At 63.3% G+C, this 21,361-nt stretch carries 21 protein-coding genes and 1 pseudogene; 9 read left to right on the top strand and 13 right to left on the bottom strand.

Going from position 1 to position 21,361, the window contains the following annotated elements:
* Positions 1-11: 11 nt before the first annotated feature.
* The 8 genes from ACIU1A_RS13580 to ACIU1A_RS13545 all read left to right on the top strand — a co-directional run bounded on the left by ACIU1A_RS13580 (position 12) and on the right by ACIU1A_RS13545 (position 8,916).
* A complete protein-coding gene (locus ACIU1A_RS13580) occupies positions 12-1,244 on the top strand; it encodes a hypothetical protein (protein WP_404927504.1) in 1,233 nt (410 codons plus the stop codon).
* A complete protein-coding gene (locus tag ACIU1A_RS13575; RefSeq protein ID WP_404927503.1) occupies positions 1,241-1,999 on the top strand; it encodes an FkbM family methyltransferase in 759 nt (252 codons plus the stop codon). Before ACIU1A_RS13580 ends, ACIU1A_RS13575 begins: the two co-directional genes overlap by 4 nt.
* A 148-nt stretch (positions 2,000-2,147) precedes the next feature.
* The gene (locus ACIU1A_RS13570; protein ID WP_140521113.1) at positions 2,148-4,709 is read left to right on the top strand and encodes an FAD-dependent oxidoreductase; all 2,562 of its coding nucleotides are present in this window, start codon (positions 2,148-2,150) and stop codon (positions 4,707-4,709) included.
* Positions 4,710-4,809: 100 nt separating this feature from the next.
* Complete coding sequence (locus tag ACIU1A_RS13565; RefSeq protein WP_404927502.1) at positions 4,810-5,655, top strand: DUF1194 domain-containing protein; 846 nt, start codon at positions 4,810-4,812, stop codon at positions 5,653-5,655.
* Between the two features lie 210 nt (positions 5,656-5,865).
* Positions 5,866-6,210, top strand: coding sequence for a peptidase inhibitor family I36 protein (locus ACIU1A_RS13560; protein ID WP_140495638.1), 345 nt, complete (start codon positions 5,866-5,868; stop codon positions 6,208-6,210).
* 140 nt (positions 6,211-6,350) lie between these two features.
* Positions 6,351-7,295, top strand: a complete 945-nt coding sequence (locus ACIU1A_RS13555; RefSeq protein WP_404927501.1) for an ABC transporter substrate-binding protein — start codon at positions 6,351-6,353, stop codon at positions 7,293-7,295.
* A gap of 62 nt (positions 7,296-7,357) precedes the next feature.
* Positions 7,358-8,134: an ABC transporter permease gene (locus ACIU1A_RS13550; RefSeq protein WP_140495640.1), complete on the top strand. Its 777-nt coding sequence runs from the start codon at positions 7,358-7,360 to the stop codon at positions 8,132-8,134.
* Positions 8,131-8,916: an ABC transporter ATP-binding protein gene (locus ACIU1A_RS13545; RefSeq protein ID WP_404927500.1), complete on the top strand. Its 786-nt coding sequence runs from the start codon at positions 8,131-8,133 to the stop codon at positions 8,914-8,916. Before ACIU1A_RS13550 ends, ACIU1A_RS13545 begins: the two co-directional genes overlap by 4 nt.
* 9 nt (positions 8,917-8,925) lie before the next feature.
* Here the strand turns inward: ACIU1A_RS13545 and ACIU1A_RS13540 are convergent, their stop codons facing one another.
* The 3 genes from ACIU1A_RS13540 to ACIU1A_RS13530 all read right to left on the bottom strand — a co-directional run bounded on the left by ACIU1A_RS13540 (position 8,926) and on the right by ACIU1A_RS13530 (position 10,877).
* The gene (locus ACIU1A_RS13540) at positions 8,926-9,864 is read right to left on the bottom strand and encodes a GlxA family transcriptional regulator (protein WP_263482988.1); all 939 of its coding nucleotides are present in this window, start codon (positions 9,862-9,864) and stop codon (positions 8,926-8,928) included.
* Between the two features lie 334 nt (positions 9,865-10,198).
* Complete coding sequence (locus ACIU1A_RS13535; protein WP_127853696.1) at positions 10,199-10,333, bottom strand: hypothetical protein; 135 nt, start codon at positions 10,331-10,333, stop codon at positions 10,199-10,201.
* Between the two features lie 358 nt (positions 10,334-10,691).
* Positions 10,692-10,877, bottom strand: coding sequence for a hypothetical protein (locus ACIU1A_RS13530; RefSeq protein WP_140495643.1), 186 nt, complete (start codon positions 10,875-10,877; stop codon positions 10,692-10,694).
* Positions 10,878-11,094: 217 nt separating this feature from the next.
* Between ACIU1A_RS13530 and ACIU1A_RS13525 the strand changes: the two genes are divergently transcribed.
* Positions 11,095-11,994 (top strand): LysR substrate-binding domain-containing protein, encoded by a 900-nt coding sequence (locus tag ACIU1A_RS13525; protein WP_140495644.1) that lies wholly within the window; start codon positions 11,095-11,097, stop codon positions 11,992-11,994.
* Here ACIU1A_RS13525 and ACIU1A_RS13520 read toward each other — a convergent pair whose 3' ends face one another.
* The 10 genes and pseudogenes from ACIU1A_RS13520 to ACIU1A_RS13475 form a co-directional block, all read right to left on the bottom strand.
* Positions 11,995-12,975 (bottom strand): alpha/beta hydrolase, encoded by a 981-nt coding sequence (locus ACIU1A_RS13520; RefSeq protein WP_404927499.1) that lies wholly within the window; start codon positions 12,973-12,975, stop codon positions 11,995-11,997.
* Between the two features lie 246 nt (positions 12,976-13,221).
* Positions 13,222-13,407 (bottom strand): hypothetical protein, encoded by a 186-nt coding sequence (locus ACIU1A_RS13515; protein ID WP_140559670.1) that lies wholly within the window; start codon positions 13,405-13,407, stop codon positions 13,222-13,224.
* Between the two features lie 222 nt (positions 13,408-13,629).
* Positions 13,630-15,759 carry an ASKHA domain-containing protein gene (locus tag ACIU1A_RS13510; RefSeq protein ID WP_404927498.1) on the bottom strand — a complete coding sequence of 710 codons (2,130 nt, stop codon included), beginning with the start codon at positions 15,757-15,759 and terminating at the stop codon, positions 13,630-13,632.
* Positions 15,710-16,684: a methyltetrahydrofolate cobalamin methyltransferase gene (locus tag ACIU1A_RS13505; protein ID WP_140495648.1), complete on the bottom strand. Its 975-nt coding sequence runs from the start codon at positions 16,682-16,684 to the stop codon at positions 15,710-15,712. Before ACIU1A_RS13505 ends, ACIU1A_RS13510 begins: the two co-directional genes overlap by 50 nt.
* Positions 16,685-16,765: 81 nt before the next feature.
* Complete coding sequence (locus tag ACIU1A_RS13500; protein ID WP_140495649.1) at positions 16,766-17,857, bottom strand: methylenetetrahydrofolate reductase; 1,092 nt, start codon at positions 17,855-17,857, stop codon at positions 16,766-16,768.
* Entirely contained in the window at positions 17,854-18,477 is a 624-nt protein-coding gene (locus tag ACIU1A_RS13495) for a methylenetetrahydrofolate reductase C-terminal domain-containing protein (RefSeq protein WP_140555039.1), read from the bottom strand. The genes ACIU1A_RS13500 and ACIU1A_RS13495 overlap by 4 nt, the downstream gene beginning before the upstream one ends.
* Positions 18,470-18,772, bottom strand: a complete 303-nt coding sequence (locus ACIU1A_RS13490) for a virulence factor (RefSeq protein WP_140516337.1) — start codon at positions 18,770-18,772, stop codon at positions 18,470-18,472. The genes ACIU1A_RS13495 and ACIU1A_RS13490 overlap by 8 nt, the downstream gene beginning before the upstream one ends.
* Positions 18,773-18,974: 202 nt before the next feature.
* A complete protein-coding gene (locus ACIU1A_RS13485) occupies positions 18,975-19,757 on the bottom strand; it encodes a formyl transferase (RefSeq protein WP_404927497.1) in 783 nt (260 codons plus the stop codon).
* Positions 19,758-19,850: 93 nt separating this feature from the next.
* Positions 19,851-20,426: a DUF4893 domain-containing protein gene (locus ACIU1A_RS13480; RefSeq protein WP_140664535.1), complete on the bottom strand. Its 576-nt coding sequence runs from the start codon at positions 20,424-20,426 to the stop codon at positions 19,851-19,853.
* Between the two features lie 265 nt (positions 20,427-20,691).
* A pseudogene (locus ACIU1A_RS13475) lies at positions 20,692-21,309 on the bottom strand (DUF1638 domain-containing protein); the annotation flags it as partial.
* Positions 21,310-21,361: the final 52 nt, after the last annotated feature.

Here is a 21,361-nt window from a genome sequence, read left to right as displayed (position 1 = left end):
GCCCCACGACGATGCTGACCAAGTCGCCCACTCCGCAAAACCCGCTCGACCGGCTCACAGCGGCCGGCCTGGCGTGGGGCGAGGGGACCTATGCGCGGCTGGCGGCACCCATCGGCGCGGCGGCTTTCGCGCTCTACATCCTTTTGACGGCGCTGACGGCCTGGGTGATGCCCGATTCTAATTGGGACATGCTTCCCTATCTCGCCATATCAGAGGAAGGCACATACCCCGATGCGCAGGCGCTGCATGACTATGCCTACAACACCGTCAAGGCCGGGGTCTCGGCAGGTGACTACAAGACGCTGACCGATGATGGCGGCGGCTTCCGCAGCCACATGGCGGAGAATGCCGCCGACTTCCATTCGCTGCTCGGCATGTACCGGATCAAGTTCCTCTACGCCGAGATCCTGTCGACGCTGAGTGCGGCGATGTCGCCGGTGTCCGCTATGCGCCTGGTGCAGGTGGCTTCGGTGCTGCTGTTCGGCGCGATCACGCTGCTCTGGCTGCGCTCGGAAAAGGCCTTGGCGCTGGCGCCGGTGATCGGCGCGGTGCTGATCATGGCCGATTTCGGCGATGCGGCGCGCGCCTCGACGCCGGATCTGCTGACTTCGGCGCTGCTGCTCGGCGGGCTTTACGCCTATGTCAGGGGCCGCGAGGCGGCGACGGCGATCCTGCTCTTCCTCGCCTTCATGGTGCGGCCGGACAATATTGTCTTTCTTGCCGTTTTCGCCGTTCTGCTCATCGCCTTCCGGCAGCAGGCATGGGGTGCGCTGGCCGGTTTTGCGGCGTCTTTCGTCGCCTATTTCGCTATCTCGCACTGGGCACATCATCCTGGCTGGTGGCCGCATCTGTGGTTCTCCAGCGTCGAGCAGCACTACAACATGGACGGGTTCGAGCCGCCGTTCTCGGTTCTTGCCTATCTCAAGGCATTTGCCGCATCGCTGTTGCGCGCCATCAACCTGAACAGCTGGGTTGGCGTCTCGGTGCTGGCGCTGGCCGGCTGGTACGCGGTCGGCCGTGCCGGCTTCCGGCTCGACCGACGCGCCGGCATTCTGTTCGCGGCGCTCGTGCTCGGCGCGCTGGCGAAATTCACCGTCTTCCCGATCCACGACACGCGCATTTATTTCCCGCATCTGGTCCCGCCATTCCTGCTGCTGGCCACCCCTTTCATGGCGCTGTGGGCGACAGTCGCCCGTGACCAGCACCGCACCGTCTTGCATGCCATTCCCGGAGACGCGCCATGAGTTCGCTGTCCAGCCTGACGCGCATCGCGCTGTCGCTTGGCCTTCCGGCCGGTTTGCTCGACCGGGGGCCGTCGCTGCGCGGCACGAAATTCCTGGCCGGGGCGGCACTGAAAGCGCGCTTCGGCGGGACAAGGCGGCCTTTCCAGATGGTCAATGTCGGTGCCTGCGACGGCGCGCTGTTCGACGACGTCACGCCGTGGCTGCATCGCATACCCGTCGCCCGTGCCCTGCTGGTCGAGCCGATCCCCTATAACCAGAAGCGCCTGCGCGCCAATTATCCCGATACCAGCCGCTTCATCATCGAGCCGGTTGCCGTCACGAAAATAAGGGGGACGATCACCGTCCACACCTTCGATGCCGCCGCGCTCGAGGCCGGCACGCTGCCGATCGAGTTCATCGGCTGCTCCTCGGTCACCGACACCAACCTGATGTCGGGCAAGAATGCCTGGGGCGAGGATGACGTGAATTTCAACAAGTTCGCGCCGTATCTCAGGGACATCGAAGTGCCATCCGAGACGTTGCAGACATTGCTCGACCGCAACGGCATAACCCATATCGACGCCTTCCTCGTCGATTGCGAGGGCGCAGACTGGATGGTCTTCGAGCAACTCGATCTCCAACGCTACCGTCCGGGCATGATCAAGGTCGAGGTCGGCGCACTGCCCGCTCAGGAGATCGGCCAGGTCGTGGTCAAGCTCAAGACCGCCGGCTACCAGGTCGGTTTCCAGGCCGAGGACATCTGGGCCTTCGCCTGACGGCAGCGATTTTCCTGATCCAAATCGGGTCGCGACGCATCCGCGGCGTGTCGCAAACAGGCGGTAGCGCGCTCATCGTCGTCTGCATATTGTGCGCCGATCAGACGGGCGCCGACGCCGCCCGCAACAGCACTTGGAGTCGCGGGCAATGGCAGAGTTTCCGAACAAGGCGAAGGTCGTCATCATCGGCCTGGGTGGCATTGTCGGCGCGTCGATCGCCCATCACCTGATCGAACGCGGCTGGGACGACATTGTCGGTATCGACAAATCAGGCATCCCGACCGACATCGGCTCGACGGCGCACGCTTCCGACTTCTGCTACACCACCAGCCACGATTTCCTGTCCTGCTGGACGACACTCTACTCCATCGATTTCTACGAGAAGATGGGCCACTACGCACGCATCGGCGGCCTCGAAGTCGCGCGCGTCGGCGATGACAGCCGCATGGACGAAATCAAGCGCAAGATCGCCTCGGCCAAGGCTTTTGGCACGCGCGCCCGGCTGATCGAACCGGCCGAGATCAAGGAGAAATTCCCGCTCATCGAAGAGGCAATGGTGCAGGGCGGCCTGTGGGATCCCGACGCCGGCCTGGTCATCCCGCGCTCGCAGACGGTCGCCGGCAAGCTCGTCGACCAGGCGGAAGCCTCGGGCAAGCTCAAATCCTTCGCCAACACGCCGGCCCGGTCGCTCGTTGTCAAGGACGGCCGCATCAGCGCCGTGGTGACTGACCGCGGCACCATCGAGGCCGACTACGTCATCGTCTGCGCCGGCATCTGGGGCCGGCTGATCGCCGAGATGGTGGGTGAGGACCTGCCCGTCATGCCGATCGACCATCCGCTCACCTTCTTCGGCCCCTACAACGAGTTCGCCGGCACGGGCAAGGAGATCGGCTGGCCGCTGCTGCGCGACCAGGGCAATTCCGCCTATATGCGCGACACCGGTGATCCCAAGACCGCCGAGGGCGGGCAGATCGAGTGGGGTTACTACGAAGAGACCAATCCACGCCTTTGCCATCCGCGCGACCTGCTCGAGAAGGACCAGGCCCGGCTTTCGCCTTCGCAGCGCGACCTCGACATGGAGCAGATCCTGGCGCCGCTGGAGCGCGCCATGGAACTGACGCCGATCCTGGGCGAACTCGGCTACAACGAAAGCCATTCCTTCAACGGCCTGCTGCAGGTGACGGCGGATGGCGGTCCGTCGATGGGCGAGAGCCAGAAGGTGAGGGGGCTGTGGTATGCCGTCGCCATCTGGGTCAAGGACGGCCCCGGCATGGGCAAGCTCATCGCCGACTGGATGACGGACGGCCGCACCTCGATCGACCATCACGCGATCGACTATGCGCGCTTCTATCCGCACCAGACCAAGGAGCAGTTCATCTGGGATCGCTGCACCGAGACGGCGATGAAGGTCTACAATCCTGCCGTGCATCCGCGCGAGCCCTTCTCCAAGGGCCGCAATATCAGGCGCTCGCCGTTCTGGGAGCGCGAGAAGGAACTCGGCGGCTATTTCATGGAGCTGGGCGGCTGGGAGCGCGCGCACGGCTATGCCGCCAACGAGCATCTTCTGGAGAAATACGCCAACCGGGTGCCGGTGCGCGAGAACGAATGGGACAACCGTCATTTCTGGCGCGTGTCCAATGCCGAGCATCTGGCGATGAGCGAAGACTGCGGCATCGTCAACCTGTCGCACTTTTCGATGTATGACATCGAGGGACCCGACCACGTCGCGCTGCTGGAGTGGCTGTGCGCGGCCAAGATCGGCGGCGACAACAATATCGGCAAGGGCATCTACACCCACTTCCTCGACGAGGAAGGCATGGTGCGCGCCGACTTCACGGTCATCCGCATGGCCGACCGCTGCCGTTTGATCGATGGCGCGGACGCCGGCCCGCGCGACTTCCAGTACATGCGCCGCACCGCGCAGGATAAAGGTTTCGATGTCACCATCACCGATGTGACGGAAAAATACGTCACCATCGGCATCTGGGGCCCGAACGCGCGAGCAACCCTGCAAAAGGTGGTCGAGAATCCCGAGGGCCTTGCGCTGGAGAATTTCCCGTTCGCCGCGATCAAGCCGATCCGGATCGCCGGCAAGGACGTCACCGCCTTCCGCATCTCCTATGTCGGCGAACAGGGATGGGAACTGCACATGCGCTACGAGGACGGCCTGGCCGTCTGGGATGCGCTGCGCTCGACCGGCGTCATGCCGTTCGGCGTCGAGACCTATGCCAATACGCGGCGCATGGAAAAGAGCCTGCGTTTGCAGAATGCCGATCTGCTCACCGAGTACAACCTGCTCGAGGCCGATCTTGCCCGCCCGAAAGTCAAGGAGAACGACTTCTGCGGCAAGGCCAAGCACCTGGAATACCGCGCCCGCGAGCACCAGCCGGCGATGCTGTGCACGCTGGTGATGACCGAAAACACCGATTCCAAGGGTGTGGCGCGTTATCCGGTGGGCACGATGCCGGTGCTGGACCCCGAGACCGGCGAGACGCTGGTCGACGAACTCGGCCGCCGTTCCTTCACCACGTCGGTCGCCTACGGCCCGACCATCGGCAAGAACATCGCGCTCGCCTATCTGCCATGGGCCTATGCCCAAGAGGGCCGCAAGCTGAAGGTGGAGTATTTCGGCGAGACCTATCCGGTCGAGGTCGCCGGGGTCGGCTACAAGCCGCTCTACGATCCGGAGAATTTGAAGCCGAGAAGCTAGGCAACCTCCCAGCAGGGCTCGTGAGCAAATTTTGATAAGCCCGGCGGCTATGGTCGGGCTTTTCTCTTTTTCGGCTGGCGATTCTGGCTTACCCTGCGGCATGTCTGCTTTTGCTCGCGCAAGACATCTGCTTTCAGGCGCCGCCGCCCTGGCGCTGATGCTGTGGCTGGCCCCGGTGTCGCTCGCGGACGAACCCGTCGACGTCGAACTGGTGCTGGCGGTCGACGTCTCGCTGTCCATGTCGGCGGACGAGCTCGAGATCCAGCGTCGCGGCTACGCTGCTGCATTGACGCACGATCATGTGCTGCAAGCCATCGCCGCCGGCGCTTATGGCAGGATCGCCGTTACTTATGTCGAATGGGCTGGCACCAACTGGCAGCACGTCGTCGTGCCGTGGACGGTGATCTCCTCTCGCGCCGACGCCGAGCAGGTGGTGGCGCGGCTGTCCGCCCAGCCTCCCAACAGCGCGCGGCGCACGTCTATCTCCGGCGCGCTGGAATTCGGCGCGGACCTTTTCGCAGAAAGTGGCTTTCAAGGGACGAAGCGGGTCATCGATATTTCCGGCGACGGCCCCAACAACCAGGGCGCGCCGGTCGATATCATCCGCGACGAGGTGGTCAAGCAAGGCATCGTCATAAACGGCTTGCCGCTGATGACCCGCGGCGGTTTCACCAGCGCCTACGATGTCAACGATCTCGACCGCTATTACAGCGACTGCGTCATCGGCGGTCCCGGAGCCTTCATGGTTCCGGTCAACGACTGGACGCAGTTTCCCGAAGCTATCCGCCGCAAGCTTGTGCTTGAGCTCGCCGGCCCGGCCTCGCCGCGGTCGGTTGAGCAGGCCAATCGTCCGGCGGTGGTGCTGGCGCAGGCCGAACAAACCAGCGATTGCCTGGTCGGCGAAAAGATGTGGCGCAACCGCAATTGGATGCTCGATAGCCGCTGAGAAATTCCAGAAAAAGCGCATAGCGCTTTGCCGGTACGCGCGTAACGCTTTCCCTTTGGAATTGATTGAAAAAAATAGTTAAAGCGGTTCGGCGTTTCCGTGAAATGCCGAACTGTTCCAGGCTTGCCAGTCCGGCAGAAGCAGTGGCAAACTGACCTTGGCGCGCCATCCGGCGGGCGGGGTGACGCGGTCAAACCGAGGAAACACCAGATGAGACGTCTAGCTATCCTGACTGCGGTCGCGTCCATGCTTTACGCCGACGGCGCCAGCGCCCAATACGACGATCAGGCCGCCTGCATCATGTTCGAAAATGGCAATTTTCGCGGACGGTCGATCGCGCTCGGGGCCGACGATTCGGTCAATTTTCGCGGCCGCGAGTTCTGGAACGACCGCGTGTCGTCGGTGATCGTTCGCCGAGGCTGCACTCTCGTTGCCTATGAGGATTCGCGCAGGGGAGGCCGATCGATCGAGATCAGGCGCAGGGTCCGCGATTTCGGCGGTAGCGACTGGAACGACCGAATCTCGTCCGCGGAGTGCTACTGCGACCAGTATTGACGACAAGGTCCTCGGCCTTGCCGTTTTGTGGCGGCAAGGCGAACCTTCGTCGCCGAGGATATGGGCAAACACGGCCCTGTTCATTGACAGCCGGGCGGCGTCCGTGAACATTCCCCCAGAGAAAACAAAGGGGAACTGACATGAACAGGACCATTATCCTTACGCTGGCGCTTGCCGCCGGCTTGTCCGCGCCGGCGATGGCCGCCACATCGGTCACTATCGGCATCAGCGGCTGGACCGGCTTCGCGCCGCTAACGCTCGCCAAACAGGCGGGGCTCTTCGAGAAGCACGGCCTCGACGTGATCTTGAAGAAAGTGCCGCAGGCCAGCCGGCCGCTCGCCATCGCCAGCGGCGACCTGCAATGCGCCGCCACCACGGTCGAGACGTGGCAGGTGTGGAACGCCAGCGGCGTGACCACCAAGCAGATCTTCCAGCTAGACAAATCCTACGGCGCCGACGGCATCGTGGTGCGCAACGACATCAAGACCGTCGCCGACCTCAAGGGCAAGACTGTCGCGTCCTCGGCGCCGGGCACCTCGCCCTATTTCCTGCTGGCCTGGGTGCTGAACAAGAACGGCATGTCGACAAAGGATGTCACGGTCGTCAATCTCGAGCCGGACGCGGCGGCGCAGGCGTTCCTTGCCGGCCAGAACGACGCGGCCGTCACCTATGAGCCGTTCATCTCGGCCGTGCGCGACAAGGCCGACCAGGGCCACATATTGGCGACCACGCTCGACTACCCGATGGTGCTCGACACGGTCGGCTGCACGCCCGAATTCCTCAAAGCCAATCCGGACGCCGCCAAGGCGCTTGCCGACAGCTATTTCGACGCGCTCGACCTGATCAAGAAGGACCCGCAGAAATCCTACGGCATCATGGGCGCGGACGTGAAACAGTCGGCCAAGGAGTTCGAGGATTCGGCGAAGTACCTGAAATGGGCCGACCGGGCGGAGAACAAGCAGTTCTTCACCAAGGAGTTCCAGGATTTCTCCAAGACCGCCGGCGAGCTTCTGCTGCAGATGGGGCTGATCAAGGAAGCGCCTGACGTCTCCACGCTGGCCGATACCAGCGCCGTGGCGAACTGAGCGGCCGCTGTCTTGCGGCGGCGCCCCGGGCCGCCGTTTCGCTTCCACAAGGACCGTTGTAAATGCCGCGCCCCCTGCATCCGATCTCGCCGGGCACGCGAACCGTGCTCGGCATTTCCTTCTTCGTGCTGTTCGTCGTTTTCTGGGCGTGGATCACGCTTGGCGGCCACGTCAACCGTATCTTTCTCGCCGATCCGCTGTCGATGCTGCGGGATGGCTGGCGGCTGCTGGTCGAGGACCGGTTCTGGCTCGACATACTGATCACCATCTGGCGCGTCTTCGGCGGCTTCGTGCTGGCATCGGCCGTCGCCGTGCCGCTGGGCATAGCGATGGGCGCGTGGAAACCTGTCGAGGCGTTCCTGGAGCCGTTCGTCTCCTTCGCCCGCTACCTGCCGGCCTCGGCCTTCATTCCGCTGCTCATCCTTTGGGCCGGCATAGGCGAACTGGAGAAGCTGCTGGTCATCTTCGTCGGCTCCGTGTTCCAGATCATCCTGATCATCGCGGTAAAGGTCGGCTCAACGCGCCGCGATCTCGTCGAGGCGGCCTACACGCTCGGCTCCACGGACAACGGCATCGTCAAGCGTGTAATCATGCCCGCCAATGCGCCCGAGATCGCCGAGACGCTGCGGCTGGTGCTCGGCTGGGCTTGGACCTATGTCATCGTCGCTGAACTGATCGGCTCGTCGTCGGGCATCGGCTACATGATCATCAACAGCCAGTCGCGACTGGCAACCGGCCAGATCATCTTCGGCATCATCGTCATCGGGCTGATCGGGCTGTTGTCCGATCTTGCCTTCAAGGCGCTTAATCGCTGGCTCTTCCCATGGAGCCTGGCATGAGCAAGCTTCTCATCGAGGGCGTCTCGCGCACGTTCGCCGGCGTGCGCGGCGGCTCACCGGTCCAGGCGCTGATGCCTGTCGACCTGGCGGTCGCGGCCAATGATTTCATCACCATCCTGGGACCTTCGGGATGCGGGAAGTCGACGCTCTTGCGCATCGTCGCCGGGCTGGAGGCGCCGAGCGAAGGGCGCGTGCTGCTCGACGGCAAAGCGGTGACCCGGCCGGGACCGGATCGCGGCATGGTCTTCCAGTCCTATACGCTGTTCCCATGGCTGACGGTCGCCGAAAACATAGCCTTCGGCCTGCGCGAACGCGGCATGGCAGAGCGGGAGAGGGGCGAAATCGTCGCCTCCTATATCGACCTCGTCGGGCTGAAGGGCTTCGAGAACCACTGGCCGAAGCAACTTTCCGGCGGCATGCAGCAGCGCACGGCGATCGCCAGGGCGCTGGCCAATGACCCCGCGATTCTTTTGCTGGACGAGCCGTTCGGCGCGCTCGACAACCAGACGCGCGGGCTGATGCAGGAACTGCTGCTCGGCATCTGGGAACGGCGCAAGAAAACGGTGCTGTTCGTCACCCACGACATCGAGGAGGCGATCTTCATGGCGTCGCGCGTGGTGGTGATGACGGCCAGGCCCGGCCGGATCAAGTCGGACGTCACCATCGACCTGCCGCACCCGCGCCACTACACGCTGAAGACCAGTCCGGAATTCTCCGTGTTGAAGGCGCGGCTGACCGAGGACATCCGCGTCGAGGCGATGCGGTCGGCAGAGGTGCTCTGAGGCGCGCCGCTATGCCGCCAGCAGCTGCTTGCGATCGACGCGTTCCTGCTGCGGCGAGCGGGCGTAGAGCTCGCGGTAGCATTTCGAAAAATGCGAGGCCGAGACGAAGCCGCAGGCGACCGCCACCTCGACCACCGGCATCGAGGACTGGATCAAGAGATGCCTTGCACGGTCGAGGCGGATTTCGAGATAATAACGGGCCGGCGAGCGTCCCATCTCGGTGCGGAACAGCCGCTCGATCTGGCGGCGCGACAGGTCGACATGGTCGGCGATCTCGATCAGCGACAGCGGCTCCGACAGATTGCCTTCCATCAGTTCGATGATGGTCAGCACTTTCGAGTTCTGTACGCCGAGCCGGGCGCGCAGCGGCAGGCGCTGGCGGTCGGTGGGGCTGCGCACACGGTCGGTCAGCACCTGTTCGCAGACGCGGTTGACGAGATTCTCGTCGAAATCGTCGCCGATCAGCTTCAGCATCATGTCGAGCGCGGCGGTGCCGCCGGCGCAGGTGTAGATGTTCTGGTCGATCTCGAACAGGTCGGCAAAGACATTGGCCTTCGGGAATGCCTCGGAGAAGCCCGGCAGGTTCTCCCAATGGATGGCGCAGCGCTTGTTGGACAACAGGCCGGCAGCGGCCAGAACATGCGCGCCGGTGCACAGGCCGCCAACGGAGACGCCGCGATTGTATTCCTCGCGCAGCCAGGCAAAGGCGGACTTGTTCTGGTAGCGCTCGACATTGGTGCCGCTGCAGACGATGGCCATGTTGGGGCGATCCGGCCCTCCCATCTTCCTGCGCTCCTCCTCCAGCGAGGTGTTGACCGCGCATTCGACACCGTTCGAAGCGCGCACCGGCTTGCCGTCGATGCTGGCGAGGCGCCATCGATAGGCCTCGTAGCCGAGCATGCGATTGGCCGAGCGCAGCGGGTCGAGCGCCGTCGCAAACGCGATCATGGTGAAGTCGGGAATGAGAAAAAATACAAACGATCGCTTGATCGGATGCTTAACGGCGTTCACGGGAACCTCACGCAGCCATGGCGCGAACAGAATGTCGCGAATAGCATAGCGACAACAGGAAAAACCATCCTTGTCAATCGGCTAAGGAGCTTTAGCAAGATTTAATTTGCGACATGGGTCGCAAATGAGCAATCGTGTTGCGATGCCGCGCAGCCGCGGCGCCGTCCATGATGGAAGCGCCGTCGGGGTGTGCAAACAAACGCCGCCTCGGCGGAACCGGGCGGCGTCATCTATTCAGGCAGCGCGAGGGAGCGGTGCCTGCGGGATCGGTTCAGGCGACGAAACCGAGGCGTGCGGCAGCCATGGCGCCGGTCTGGCCGGGCATGGTGTTGGCGAGGCGCTGGCGCTCGAGGGCCGTGGTCAGGTTCATTTCGCGGCGAGGGAAAAGGCGGGCAAAAAGCTTCATGTTCATCTCCAATCGGTTGCTCAGACGGGTCGCCTTCGCTTGATGGAGTGGGGCAGCTCGTTTGCTGGCGTGGATATAGGCTTGTGTAAGTAAAAACTAAATCGCAAAAGCGAAGCACTTGATATGAAAAGCGACACGCAAGGCGGGAGCCTTTGTAGGCACTCCCGGATTTCTCGTTAGCTTACAAAGCGTTAGCTCAAAACCCAGCCGCTATGCGGCTTGTTCATATGCGCCATGCAGCGGCAGCATGGCTCCGAAATTCATGTGAACGCAAATAAAACGGCAAAACAGGTCGGTAAAACAAGAAGACCTGCCGGGCGGTTTGCGCGGCAGGCCTTCAATGCATGGTACACACGGTTTACTTTGCTCCAGCCCAGGATCCGACGCCGGCGCGTATGCCGGCCTTCGTGTCGGCCGCTTCAGGCCAGCCAATATCCTTCTGCAGCTCGATCGGCAGGGAGCGGATGGCGCGTTCGGTCTGGTAGCGGGCGCGGGCCGCGCTGAATTCGGTCGCAAGCCGACCGATGGATGACAGGATAGACATTTCGATCTCCTCATGTCGGGGCGGAAGTGCCCGGCAATGCCTTACGTCAGGTCTGTATCAGCTTCATTGCATGTCGAAGGCAGGTCTGTGTCGTGATCGTTTCGCGGCTGCCTTGGCAGCATCCTGCTTCGATGGAGTTGACTATGCGCCCGAACTGATGTTCAATCAAACGAAATGGAATGATAGTTTGCATCAGAAAAATTGAAGGTCGATCGTCATGAACGCCCCACTCAATCATCCGCTGCCGCTGCTGGACCTCGACGTGCTGCGCACTTTCGTGGCGATCGCCGAAACCGGCAGCTTCACCACCGCGGCCAATGCCGTCTTCCGTACGCCCTCGGCGGTCTCCATGCAGATCAAGAAGCTGGAAGATATTCTGGGCCGCTCGGTGTTCGCGCGCGATGCGCGCTCGGTGACGCTGACCACCGACGGGGAAATGCTGCTGGGCTATGCCCGTCGTCTGCTGTCGATCAATCGCGAGGCGGTGTCCAAGTTCATCATTCCCGACATTGTCGGCGTGGTGCGGCTGGGTTCGCCGGACGATTATGGCGAGCGCGTGCTGCCGCATGTGCTGAAGCGTTTTGCGCAGTCGCATCCATCGATCGCCGTCGACGTCACCATCGACCAGAGCAGCAATCTGCGCCGGCGCATGGATGACCGGGCGCTCGACATCACGCTGCTCACCAATTCCTACAAGACCAGTGCGCTCGGCGCCGAGGTGCTGTTGACGGAGCCGATCGTCTGGGCCGGCGCCAAGGGCGGCTGCGCGCATCTGCGCGAACCCTTGCCGGTGTCGCTGTGGGAAGAGGGCTGCGCCTGGCGGGCAGGGGCGCTCGAAGCGCTGAGCCGCGAGGGCCGCAACTACCGCATCGCGTATATGAGCGCGCATACGGCCGGCCAGCGCGCCGCCATCATGTCAGATCTCGCCGTGGCGCCGTTGCCGAAGTCTTTCCTCGGCAACGACATGGTCGAGCTCTGCCCCAAGGACGGCATGCCCGATATCGGCACCTACAACCTCGCCATGGTGGTAGCGCCGGACGCCAGCGCGCCGGTCAAGGCGGTGGCCGACCACATCCGGGCGACGTTCGAAGTCTTCCGGGAAACCGGCAAGTTCTGATCAACCGGGGTGCTCTGACTGGAGGCTCTGCCCCGAAGCCTCGGTGGACGGCGCTTCGAAGCTTGCTCCGGCGCCTTCAACAAGGGGCGAGGGGTTCTCGGTCAGAAACGCCACGATCCGTTCGCGCGCGCGGCGCGATTCCGGCATATCGATCAGCGGCCAGACGTGGAACATGCCTTCCTCGTGCACGAGCTCTACCTCGACGCCGGCGGCCCGTGCTTTTTGTGCGAAGATCAGATTGTCGGGCGTGAGGAGATCGCGAGAGCCCGCCAGGAGCAATGTCCTGGGCAGCACCGAGAGGTCGCCATAGACGGGGCTGATATGCCAGTCCGTCGGATCTATTCCGGCACTGTAGAGCCGGATAGCCTCCCGTCCGCCCGCGATGCCCAGCCAGGGATCGTTCCGCTCCGCCTCGAACACCTCGGGGTTTGCAAGCGAAACGTCGAGCCCGGGTGAGATCAGCACATGGCGCGACGGCAAGGGCATGCCCTCTTCGGCCGCCATCATGGTGAGCACCACGGCCATGTTGCCGCCGGCGGAATCGCCCATGAAGATTATGTCTTCCGCCTCCGTCTCGCCGAGCATCCGGCGATAGACGTCGCCGACCATGCCGAACATGGCGTGGAAGTCATGCTCGGGCGCGATGGGATAGATGGGCACAGTAAAGGCACAGCCCAGCCGGTCGGCCATGTCGGCGATCAGGTGCCAATGATAGGGCGTGATTTCAAAGACATAGGCGCCGCCGTGCAGATAGAGAACCCGCTTGCGCTCGCCGGCCCTGGGGGCGATCTCGTAGACGGGAAAGCCGTCGACGGTGCGTGTCTCGATGTTGAAGCGCTGCTGCACTGACACCGGAGGGTGATGGTCCTCTGTCCGGCGCGCCGCAGCGATCCAGCGCTGCAGGTTTTCCGGGCTGGAAAACGCCTTCTTGCGACTGTGCCTGAGCACGAAGGATACGACGTGGCTTTTCAAACTGGGCATGCGGATACACGAACTTCGGCGGCAGCCGACTAAGAGAAGTCCCCTTCATATTTGAAGATCGTGCCCTGGTCGAAGATGTCAAGATTTACGCTGTGTGCACACGTCGCTGTGATCGGCCCCGCATTTCTCGCGGGAGGGATCAGCGCTGCGGCAGAAGGGCTGCGCGCAGGCGGTTGCTGGTGACGGCCGGAGCCCCGCGCGGGCTCCGGCGCGTGCCGAGCAGTTTGCACTTTTCGGCGAAGGTCATCAGCGCGTAAAGCCCAAAAGCAGGGCGGAAAGGGCCGCCTGCGGGTCGCTGGGCGGCGAGGCCGGCCAGCCGATGTCTTTCTGGACATGCGCCGGCAGGCTGTTCAGGGCGCGGACGGCCTTGTTCCTGGCATGGGCCTGCCTGATGGTCGCACCGTAGCGGCCGAGATTTTCGAACATCGACATTTTCATCTCCCTTGAAGAACGGCGGCGGCCGAGGATTATCTTCGGCCGCCGTTCGATGCCGGGTAAATGCGCCTGCCATGTATCGGTCGGATTTCACGAAAACGGTGATTTGGTTTCCGGACAGGCCGATCCGGAAACATTTGCATACAAATGAAATTACAGGGCGGTGCCGGTGGAAGGTGGGCGTCAGACGACGCCCATTATTCTTCTCGCACGCCCATGCTATTCCCGGCCACGCCGCGCGGCGCGGCCTTCGCGCGAACGCCGGCGCGGGGTGGCGTCGCCGGCGATGCCGTCCTCGCTCACTGTCTTGCGCGGCGGCAGCTTCACCGCCGCCGACAGTTTCGGGAACGGATCGACCTTGTTCGGCAGCGCCATCGCATAGACGAAGTGCTCCTGGAATTTGGGCTCCAGTGCGGTCTCGATCTTCTCGATCTGGCTCACCGTCTCCTCGATCTCGCGACGATAGCCGCGATTGAGCAGCGCCATGCGTGCACCCGCGCCGGCGGCGTTGCCGACGGCCGAGACCTTGTCGAGGTCGCAATCGGGGATCAGGCCCAGCACCATGGCGTATTTCGGATCGATGAAGGAGCCGAACGCGCCGGCGAAGTGGATGCGGTCGACATGCTCGGTGTTCTGCTTTTCCATCAACAGTTTGGTGCCGGCATAAAGTGCTGCCTTGGCGAGCTGGATGGCGCGCACGTCGGTCTGGGTGATGGTGATCTTCGGCTCGCCTTCCTTCAGCACGTAGGAGAAGGTGCGGCCGTTGGCGACGATACGCGGCGAGCGCATGCTGAGCGATCCGTCGACGACGCCGTCTTCCGAAATGATGCCGGCCAGATACATCTCCGCAACGATCTCGATGATGCCGGAGCCGCAAATGCCGGTGACGCCGGTCGCCTGCACGCTGTCGAGGAAACCCGGCTCGTCGGACCACAGTTCAGAGCCGATGACGCGGTATTTCGGCTCGAGCGTGTCGGGATCGATGCGCACGCGCTCGATGGCGCCGGGCGCGGCGCGCTGGCCGCCGGAGATTTCGGCGCCTTCGAAGGCCGGGCCCGTGGGCGAGGAAGCAGCCACGACCCGCGCACGATTGCCGAGCACGATCTCGGCATTGGTGCCGACGTCGACGATCAGCATCATCTCGTCCTGGCGATGCGGGCCTTCCGACAGCGTCACCGCCGCCGCGTCGGCGCCGACATGGCCGGCGATGCAGGGCAGCATGTAGAGGCGTGCGCCCGGATTGAGCTTGAGACCGATATCCGAGGCCTTGATGCGCACCGCGCCGGAGACGGCGAGCGCGAAGGGCGCGCCGCCGAGCTCGGTCGGATCGATGCCGAGGAACAGATGGTGCATGATCGGATTGCCGACGAAGACGGAATCCAGGATGTCGTTGCGCTGGACACTGCCTTCCGCGCAGACCTTGTCGACAAGGCCCGAGATCGCCTCGCGCACGGCGACCGTCATGCCCTCACGGCCATCCGGGTTCATCATCACATAGGAGACGCGGCTCATCAGATCCTCGCCGAAGCGGATCTGCGGGTTCGAGGTGCCGGAGGAAGCGGCGACGCGGCCCGACAGCAGCGACACCAGATGCATGGCGATGGTGGTCGAGCCGATATCGCAGGCCAGCCCATAGGCCTCGTTCTTGAGGCCGGGCCACAAAGCGATGACGCGCGCGATGTCGCTGTCGGCATCCTTGTGGATGGCGGCGGTCGCGGTCCAGTTGCCCTTGCGCAAGATGCCCTGCACCTGCGGCAGCAAATAGAAATCGAATTCGAGGTTCTTGAAGTTCCAGTCCTTCATCAGCGCGATCTTGAGCCGGTCGAGGTCGCCTGACGGATTGTGCATGTCGGGTTCTTCGATCTCGACATAGCACATGCGGATCGCCGTATCGCGGGCGATTACCCTGGTGTCGGCATCCTTGCGGATGGTCTGTGCGTTGATGACCGTGTCCTGCGGCACGTCGATGACAAGGTCGCCGAGGATCTGCGCCGAGCAGGAGAGGCGGCGCCGTTCCGGCAGGCCGCGCACGCGCTCATAGCGCTCTTCCTTGGGGCCCTTGGGCGAGATGTGGTCGTTGGAGGAGACGATCTTGTGCTTGGCGAAATTGCCTTCCTGCACCTCGATCTGGCAGCGCCCGCAAGTGGCGCGCCCGCCGCACACGCTCTCGACATAGACGCCGAGCTGGCGCGCGGCGTCGAGCACCGGCGTGCCGACCGGAAACCGCCCGCGTTTGCCCGACGGCATGAACAGCACGAGCGGATCGGTGATGTTGGTATGCGAATTCACGATTGCGCGCTTATCCCCTTGCCATGCGGGCTTCACGACCGCCACGACGGCGACCGCCATTGCCGCCGCCTTCGCCTGGTGCATTGACCGCCGTCGGAGCGGCGACCGCTTGGCCGCCTTCGGCCGGCTTGTAATCCTTATAGGTGCGAATCCAGTTGGTGCAATTCTCGTCGGTGCCGTTCAGAACGTTGGCGCCGCGCACGGCTTCCATTTCCTGCGGACGCACCGGGTTCATGATGGCCGATGTCATGCCGGCGCCGATCACCATCGGGATGAAGGCGGCGTTGATGCCGTGGCGGTGCGGCAGGCCGAAGGAGATGTTGGACAGGCCGCAGGTGGTGTTGACCTTCAGTTCCTCGCGCAGGCGCCGCAGCAGGGCGAACACCTGGCGGCCGGCGTCGCCGAGCGCGCCGATCGGCATGACCAGCGGGTCGACGACGACGTCATGCGCCGGAATGCCGAAATCGGCGCAGCGCTGCACGATCTTCTTGGCGACGGCGAAGCGCACATCCGGATCCATCGAAATGCCGGTCTCGTCATTGGAGATGGCGACGACCGGCACGTTGTATTTCTTGATCAGCGGCAGGATGGCTTCGAGTTTTTCCTCCTCGCCGGTGACGGAGTTGACCAGCGGACGGCCCTTGGCAACCTTGAGCGCCGCCTCGATCGCGGCGGTGACCGAGGAGTCGATCGACAGCGGCAGGTCGACCAGGCCCTGGACGATCTCCAGCGTCTGCACCAGCAGCGCCGGTTCGGTCGCGTTGGGGTCGACGGCGGTGACGCCGGCATTGACGTCGAGCATGGTGGCGCCGCAAGCGGCCTGTTCCAGCGCGTCCTTGATGACGGTTTCGAAATTGCCGGCGATCATCTCGGCGGCGAGCTTCTTGCGGCCGGTCGGGTTGATGCGCTCGCCAATCACGCAGAAGGGCTGGTCGAAGCCGATGATGATTTCTCGTGTCGCCGAGGCAACGATGGTCCGGGTCATGAAATCTCTCCGTCGTGATATAAAGAGTTCTTTATATCGTTATCTCTTGTCGATCAAGCGAATGGTGGTTCTCCGCGCAAGTCAATGCGCGGTCTTCACCATGTCCACCTGGGTTTCGGTAACATCGTCGTGCAGGATATGGTCGAGCCGGTCGGCGACCATCTGGTCGTCGCGGCGGATTTCGCGCTTCCACGGCTGGCGGCCCTTCAGCACGCCCGATTCATCGACGATCTCGGCGACATACTCCTCCTGGCGGTAGGCCATCACATGGACGCCTGAAACGCCTGGGATTTCCTTCACCTCGTTGATGATGTCGATGCAGAGCTGCTTGCCTTCCTTCTTCTGGTCCTGGGCGCCTTCCAGCCGCTTGATGACGGTATCCGGAATATGGATTCCCGGCACGTTGGAGCGGATCCATTTGGCGGTCTTGGCCGAGGCGAGCGGTCCGACACCGCACAGGACGAACACCTTCTCCGTGTGGCCCAGATCGCGTGCCTTTTGCATGAAGGCCTTGAACATCGGCACGTCGAAACAATACTGCGTTTGAACGAACTGAGCGCCCGCTGCGATCTTCTTGCCGAGATGGATCGGGCGGAAGTCGAAGGGCGGTGCGAACGGATTGACGGCCGCGCCGAGGAACAACTGCGGCGGCGTGGTAAGCTTGCGGCCGGACAGGAACTTGCCGTTGTCGCGCATGATGCGGATGGTTTCGAGCAGCGACATGGAATCGAGGTCGAACACCGGCTTGGCGCCGGGCTGGTCGCCGGCCTGCACGCCGTCGCCGGTCAGGCACAGCATGTTGGCGACGCCCATGGCAGCCCCGCCCAGCACGTCGCCCTGGATGGCAATGCGGTTCTTGTCCCGGCAGGCGATCTGCATGATCGGTGCGTAGCCCATACGGGTCAGGAGCGCGCAGATGCCGACCGACGACATATGGCAATTGGCGCCCGACGCATCGACGGCGTTGATGGCATCGACCCAGCCGTCGAAGATCTTCGCCCTGTTGTAGACGTCTTCGGGATCGGCGCTGTCGGGCGGGTTGAGCTCGGTGGTGACCGCGAATTCACCGCGTCGCAGGACGCGTTCGAGCCGGCCGCGCGAGGTGTGGCCGGGCAAGGGGTCGAGCGGCAGATGGATGCCGGCCGGGTTCTCGTCACGCTGGCGGGCGATCATGCGGCCGCTCCGGTCTTCGCATCGGCCGCGGCTTCACGGGCGGCTGCCGCCTGAGCGGTGACGCGCAGCCAGGCGGACGTTTCGCGCAGCGACTGGTCGACCGGCTTCTGCACCGCAAGAATCCTGTCGCCGTGCTCCATGTTGCGCGCCCCTTCCCAGGCCTTGACCCAGACGCAAGGCATGTCGGGCTCGACCTCGCAATTGCCGTTGGCGCGCACGCCGCCACAAGGGCCGTTGCGCAGCTGCTTGGGGCAGTTCATCGGGCACGACATGCCGGTCGAGGACAGGATGCACTGACCGCACATGCGGCAGTCGAACATGAAGCCCTTGACGCGCTTTTCGACAAACTTCACCGGGGCCTCGACACGGCTGTAGCCGATGCCTTTCCACAAGGGATGCAGCAGGAGGAACGTGTCGGCGAAGCGGGCATAGAACCATTCGAGCAGGCGCGAGTGCCGGACCGACCATAATCTCACCGCGAAAGAACGCTGCACGCGGCGCTGTGGCGACACGTCGGCCGGCTTGTAGTCGGATTTCGGTGCCGCCTTCTTGACCAGGGTCGCCTGGGTGACCGGCTGGAGGGCCGCCGGGCTCTCCTTGGCGGGAATGGTTTCAGACATTTTCTTTGCCGCCCGCCTTGACCAGAGCGACCAGCCGCTCGCGGTCATATTTCGCGTCGATGTCCTGGAATGCCTTCTCGACCTCGGCTTCGAGGTCGTCGCCGACCGGAACCGGATCGGCCTTGCGCCATTCGGCCAGATAGTCGTCGGTGCCGCCGGCGCCGGTGCGCATGGCGCACATGTCGATCGCCTCGGTGAAGCGCAACGGCAGTTCGCGCTTGGCGTTCTGGCGGCCTTTCCTGACGATGACCTGGGCAGGGATGTCGCGCCAGTAGACGACGATCAGATCGGCCATGAATTCTCACTCCTCGATCTGCGAGCATTGCCGCATGCGCAATTGGGCCGCTTGTTATGGGACGACGTGCGGGCATTCAAAAGCGACGCATTTGGATGTCGTAAAATGAAAGGCGCGTTTATTCGTTCCGGCTTGCGTGTCGGCAGGCTCGAGACGCTGGGATAGCCCTGCCTTCGGCACGCGGGGCCGGACGCGGAATGCGCTACCAGATGCCGGTTCTGAACCCTGTCCAGAGATAATACCAGATCGTCGGATGGTACCACTGCTTCGATGGCAGGCCCGGATCGAACGTCGTCAGTTTTCCGGCGAGCGCATCGCTGACCGCCTCGACGCAGATGTCGCGCGAAAACGCCGTCTGGCGCAGCGCATAGCTTGAGATCGTGTCGCCTGGTTTCGGCTGACCGTAGGCCTGTTTCAGCACGCCGCCCGTATCCACGCCGGCATCGACCAGATGCACCGTGGTGCCGAAATTCGCGGAATCGCCCGATGCCAACGCCCAGTAGCCGCCGTTCATGCCGCGATATTTCGGCGTGATACCTGCATGATAGTTGAGCACCGGGCAAGGCATCCTGGCCAACATGTCCTTCGACAGGAGTCGGCAGCCGTTAAGCAGGACGATGCCTGGCTGGATTCTCTGGATCGCCGCGAGACACTCCGGCCCATTGGCCGAGGCAACATGGATGATCTCCTGGCCCGGCCGCGGCTCGGTATCGAGCTTCTCCTGCGCAATCAACCGGGCGGCATGGCTGGCGTAGAGCCGCTTGCCCAGCCTGCTCAGCACCATCGTGCCGAACTGGCCGATGGCCTGCAGCCAGCCCTGGCGACGGGCACGGCCAAGCAGCAATCGCTTTTTGGATTCAGGGACTTCCAGGATCACGATGACTGGGCCGACACGATCGGCAATGGCGTTGACCATTGCCCATACGTGCTGGCCGCCTCCGGTGACAACCACGATCGGTCTCGGATTGGTTTCCGGTACTGCCATTGATCTTGCCACCCCCGGGACCAACTGCCACGGCCGGAGCTTAGACGAGGCGGGTTAATCCTTGGTATGCCGGAGTCGTCAGGAAGGCTCCGCTCAGCGCTTGAACTCCATGATGTCGAGCTTCGATTCGTAATAGGGAGCGGGGAACTCGATGCGCCATTCCCCGGCGCTATTGCGGAAGGCGTAGCCGACCTGGTCGGTCCGGGGGCCGCTGCCATAGGGTTTTGCCTGATCGTTGTTGACGGAACCGGAGCCGAGATAGATCGCACGCTTTTCGCCGTCGTCGAAGAAGCGGCCCTTGGTGCGCTGCGAGCCGGTGAGCTTTTCCAGCCGCCAGCCGGAGCCGTCGTCGGTCACCCTGCATTTGAACCAGCCATAGATAACGAGCGGGCTCAGCCCGCCCACCTTGATGGTGCGGCATTGCCACTTGCCGGTGAGGTCCTTGTCGGAGAAGGCAACCAGCGGCTTGGCAAGCAAGGCGTCGAGCTGCCTGACCTCGCCAGGATTGCCCGCCTTCGCCTCGGCAAGAGCCGCCTTGCGCGTCTCGCCATATTTGTCCAGCCGCGCCTTGTCGGCGGCGGTGATCAGCTTCTGCACCTCGCCGTCGGCAAGCGCGGGCAAGGTGCAGCAGAGAAGGCCGGCAACGGCAAGCATCGGGCGAAGGGTCATCGGCATTCCTCGTCGGTGTCCGGCAGCCGACCACTGGACGGCGCCTTTGCATGGCTTGCGCGCAATTTACCCATTCGCGGCAGGCTGTCATCCGTGCTTAACAACGAAACCACGCCGCGATCCAAATTAAGGCAATTGGCCTGGGAACAGATCAAGGCCATTCTCCAGTAGAAGGCGGCGATCCGTCCTGTCTTCGCCTTCGGAAAGGGCGATAATCGCCAATCGCCGCGCAAGAAGGCCGCAGCCCGGCCAGCGTCGAGACGTCAGCCGCGGCCTTGGCCAGCCCGGCCGTCAGATCGCCATAGCCTGTCGCGCGCCGCTCATAGACGAGGCCAAGCAGTTTCGCGGCCTTTTCCGCGACCTTGTCGAGCTCCGGATCGTCGGTCTGGGCCAGGTAGATCAGCTTCTCGTAATTGCCGAAATAGTCCTTGATCAGCTCCGGATGCCTGTCGAGACCGAGCGGCTTCATGAAGAAGGCATCGAATTGGCGGCAGAGGAAATCGGTCATGTAGAAGGACATCATGTCGTCGTCGGCGACCTTCGCATAGGCATCCATGCCCTGGTAGAAGGCGAAGCAATGCGGACCGGCCATGCGTTCGACGCCATGCTTCTCGCAGACCCGATCGAGCAGGCCGCCGGTGCCGCAATCGGCGTAACCGACGAAGATGTTGCTGTAGCCTTCCGCCTTGGCCTTTTCGATGGCCTTGTCCATCGCCGGCGCGATGCGGTCCGGATAAAAATGAAACTCGGCCGGAAGGCATGTCAATTCGAGGTGATGGAGCCCGAGCTGTTCCTTGACGGCCAACACCTCGCGCGCAATCATCCCGCAGGCGATGATGAGCAGCTTGTCCGCTTGATTCTGCTTGGGTCTGGGCATCTTCATGAAACCAGCCGAGCCGGCTTTCGTTGCTGTGGGGCGATCTACCGAGAGAGGG

Origin of the sequence: Mesorhizobium maamorense (genome assembly GCF_044998965.1) — a bacterium.
In the GTDB taxonomy this organism is placed as follows: Bacteria; Pseudomonadota; Alphaproteobacteria; order Rhizobiales; family Rhizobiaceae; genus Mesorhizobium.
This window is presented reverse-complemented; position numbering and strand designations above follow the sequence as displayed.

Excerpts from the sequence above, each read along its gene's own strand:
- ACIU1A_RS13580 (WP_404927504.1), top strand. The coding sequence starts at position 12 with ATGCTGACCAAGTCGCCCACTCCGCAAAACCCGCTCGACCGGCTCACA.
- ACIU1A_RS13575 (WP_404927503.1), top strand. The coding sequence starts at position 1,241 with ATGAGTTCGCTGTCCAGCCTGACGCGCATCGCGCTGTCGCTTGGCCTT.
- ACIU1A_RS13570 (WP_140521113.1), top strand. The coding sequence starts at position 2,148 with ATGGCAGAGTTTCCGAACAAGGCGAAGGTCGTCATCATCGGCCTGGGT.
- ACIU1A_RS13565 (WP_404927502.1), top strand. The coding sequence starts at position 4,810 with ATGTCTGCTTTTGCTCGCGCAAGACATCTGCTTTCAGGCGCCGCCGCC.
- ACIU1A_RS13560 (WP_140495638.1), top strand. The coding sequence starts at position 5,866 with ATGAGACGTCTAGCTATCCTGACTGCGGTCGCGTCCATGCTTTACGCC.
- ACIU1A_RS13555 (WP_404927501.1), top strand. The coding sequence starts at position 6,351 with ATGAACAGGACCATTATCCTTACGCTGGCGCTTGCCGCCGGCTTGTCC.
- ACIU1A_RS13550 (WP_140495640.1), top strand. The coding sequence starts at position 7,358 with ATGCCGCGCCCCCTGCATCCGATCTCGCCGGGCACGCGAACCGTGCTC.
- ACIU1A_RS13545 (WP_404927500.1), top strand. The coding sequence starts at position 8,131 with ATGAGCAAGCTTCTCATCGAGGGCGTCTCGCGCACGTTCGCCGGCGTG.
- ACIU1A_RS13540 (WP_263482988.1), bottom strand. The coding sequence starts at position 9,864 with ATGATCGCGTTTGCGACGGCGCTCGACCCGCTGCGCTCGGCCAATCGC.
- ACIU1A_RS13535 (WP_127853696.1), bottom strand. The coding sequence starts at position 10,333 with ATGAAGCTTTTTGCCCGCCTTTTCCCTCGCCGCGAAATGAACCTGACC.
- ACIU1A_RS13530 (WP_140495643.1), bottom strand. The coding sequence starts at position 10,877 with ATGTCTATCCTGTCATCCATCGGTCGGCTTGCGACCGAATTCAGCGCG.
- ACIU1A_RS13525 (WP_140495644.1), top strand. The coding sequence starts at position 11,095 with ATGAACGCCCCACTCAATCATCCGCTGCCGCTGCTGGACCTCGACGTG.
- ACIU1A_RS13520 (WP_404927499.1), bottom strand. The coding sequence starts at position 12,975 with ATGCCCAGTTTGAAAAGCCACGTCGTATCCTTCGTGCTCAGGCACAGT.
- ACIU1A_RS13515 (WP_140559670.1), bottom strand. The coding sequence starts at position 13,407 with ATGTCGATGTTCGAAAATCTCGGCCGCTACGGTGCGACCATCAGGCAG.
- ACIU1A_RS13510 (WP_404927498.1), bottom strand. The coding sequence starts at position 15,759 with ATGGCGGTCGCCGTCGTGGCGGTCGTGAAGCCCGCATGGCAAGGGGAT.
- ACIU1A_RS13505 (WP_140495648.1), bottom strand. The coding sequence starts at position 16,684 with ATGACCCGGACCATCGTTGCCTCGGCGACACGAGAAATCATCATCGGC.
- ACIU1A_RS13500 (WP_140495649.1), bottom strand. The coding sequence starts at position 17,857 with ATGATCGCCCGCCAGCGTGACGAGAACCCGGCCGGCATCCATCTGCCG.
- ACIU1A_RS13495 (WP_140555039.1), bottom strand. The coding sequence starts at position 18,477 with ATGTCTGAAACCATTCCCGCCAAGGAGAGCCCGGCGGCCCTCCAGCCG.
- ACIU1A_RS13490 (WP_140516337.1), bottom strand. The coding sequence starts at position 18,772 with ATGGCCGATCTGATCGTCGTCTACTGGCGCGACATCCCTGCCCAGGTC.
- ACIU1A_RS13485 (WP_404927497.1), bottom strand. The coding sequence starts at position 19,757 with ATGGCAGTACCGGAAACCAATCCGAGACCGATCGTGGTTGTCACCGGA.
- ACIU1A_RS13480 (WP_140664535.1), bottom strand. The coding sequence starts at position 20,426 with ATGACCCTTCGCCCGATGCTTGCCGTTGCCGGCCTTCTCTGCTGCACC.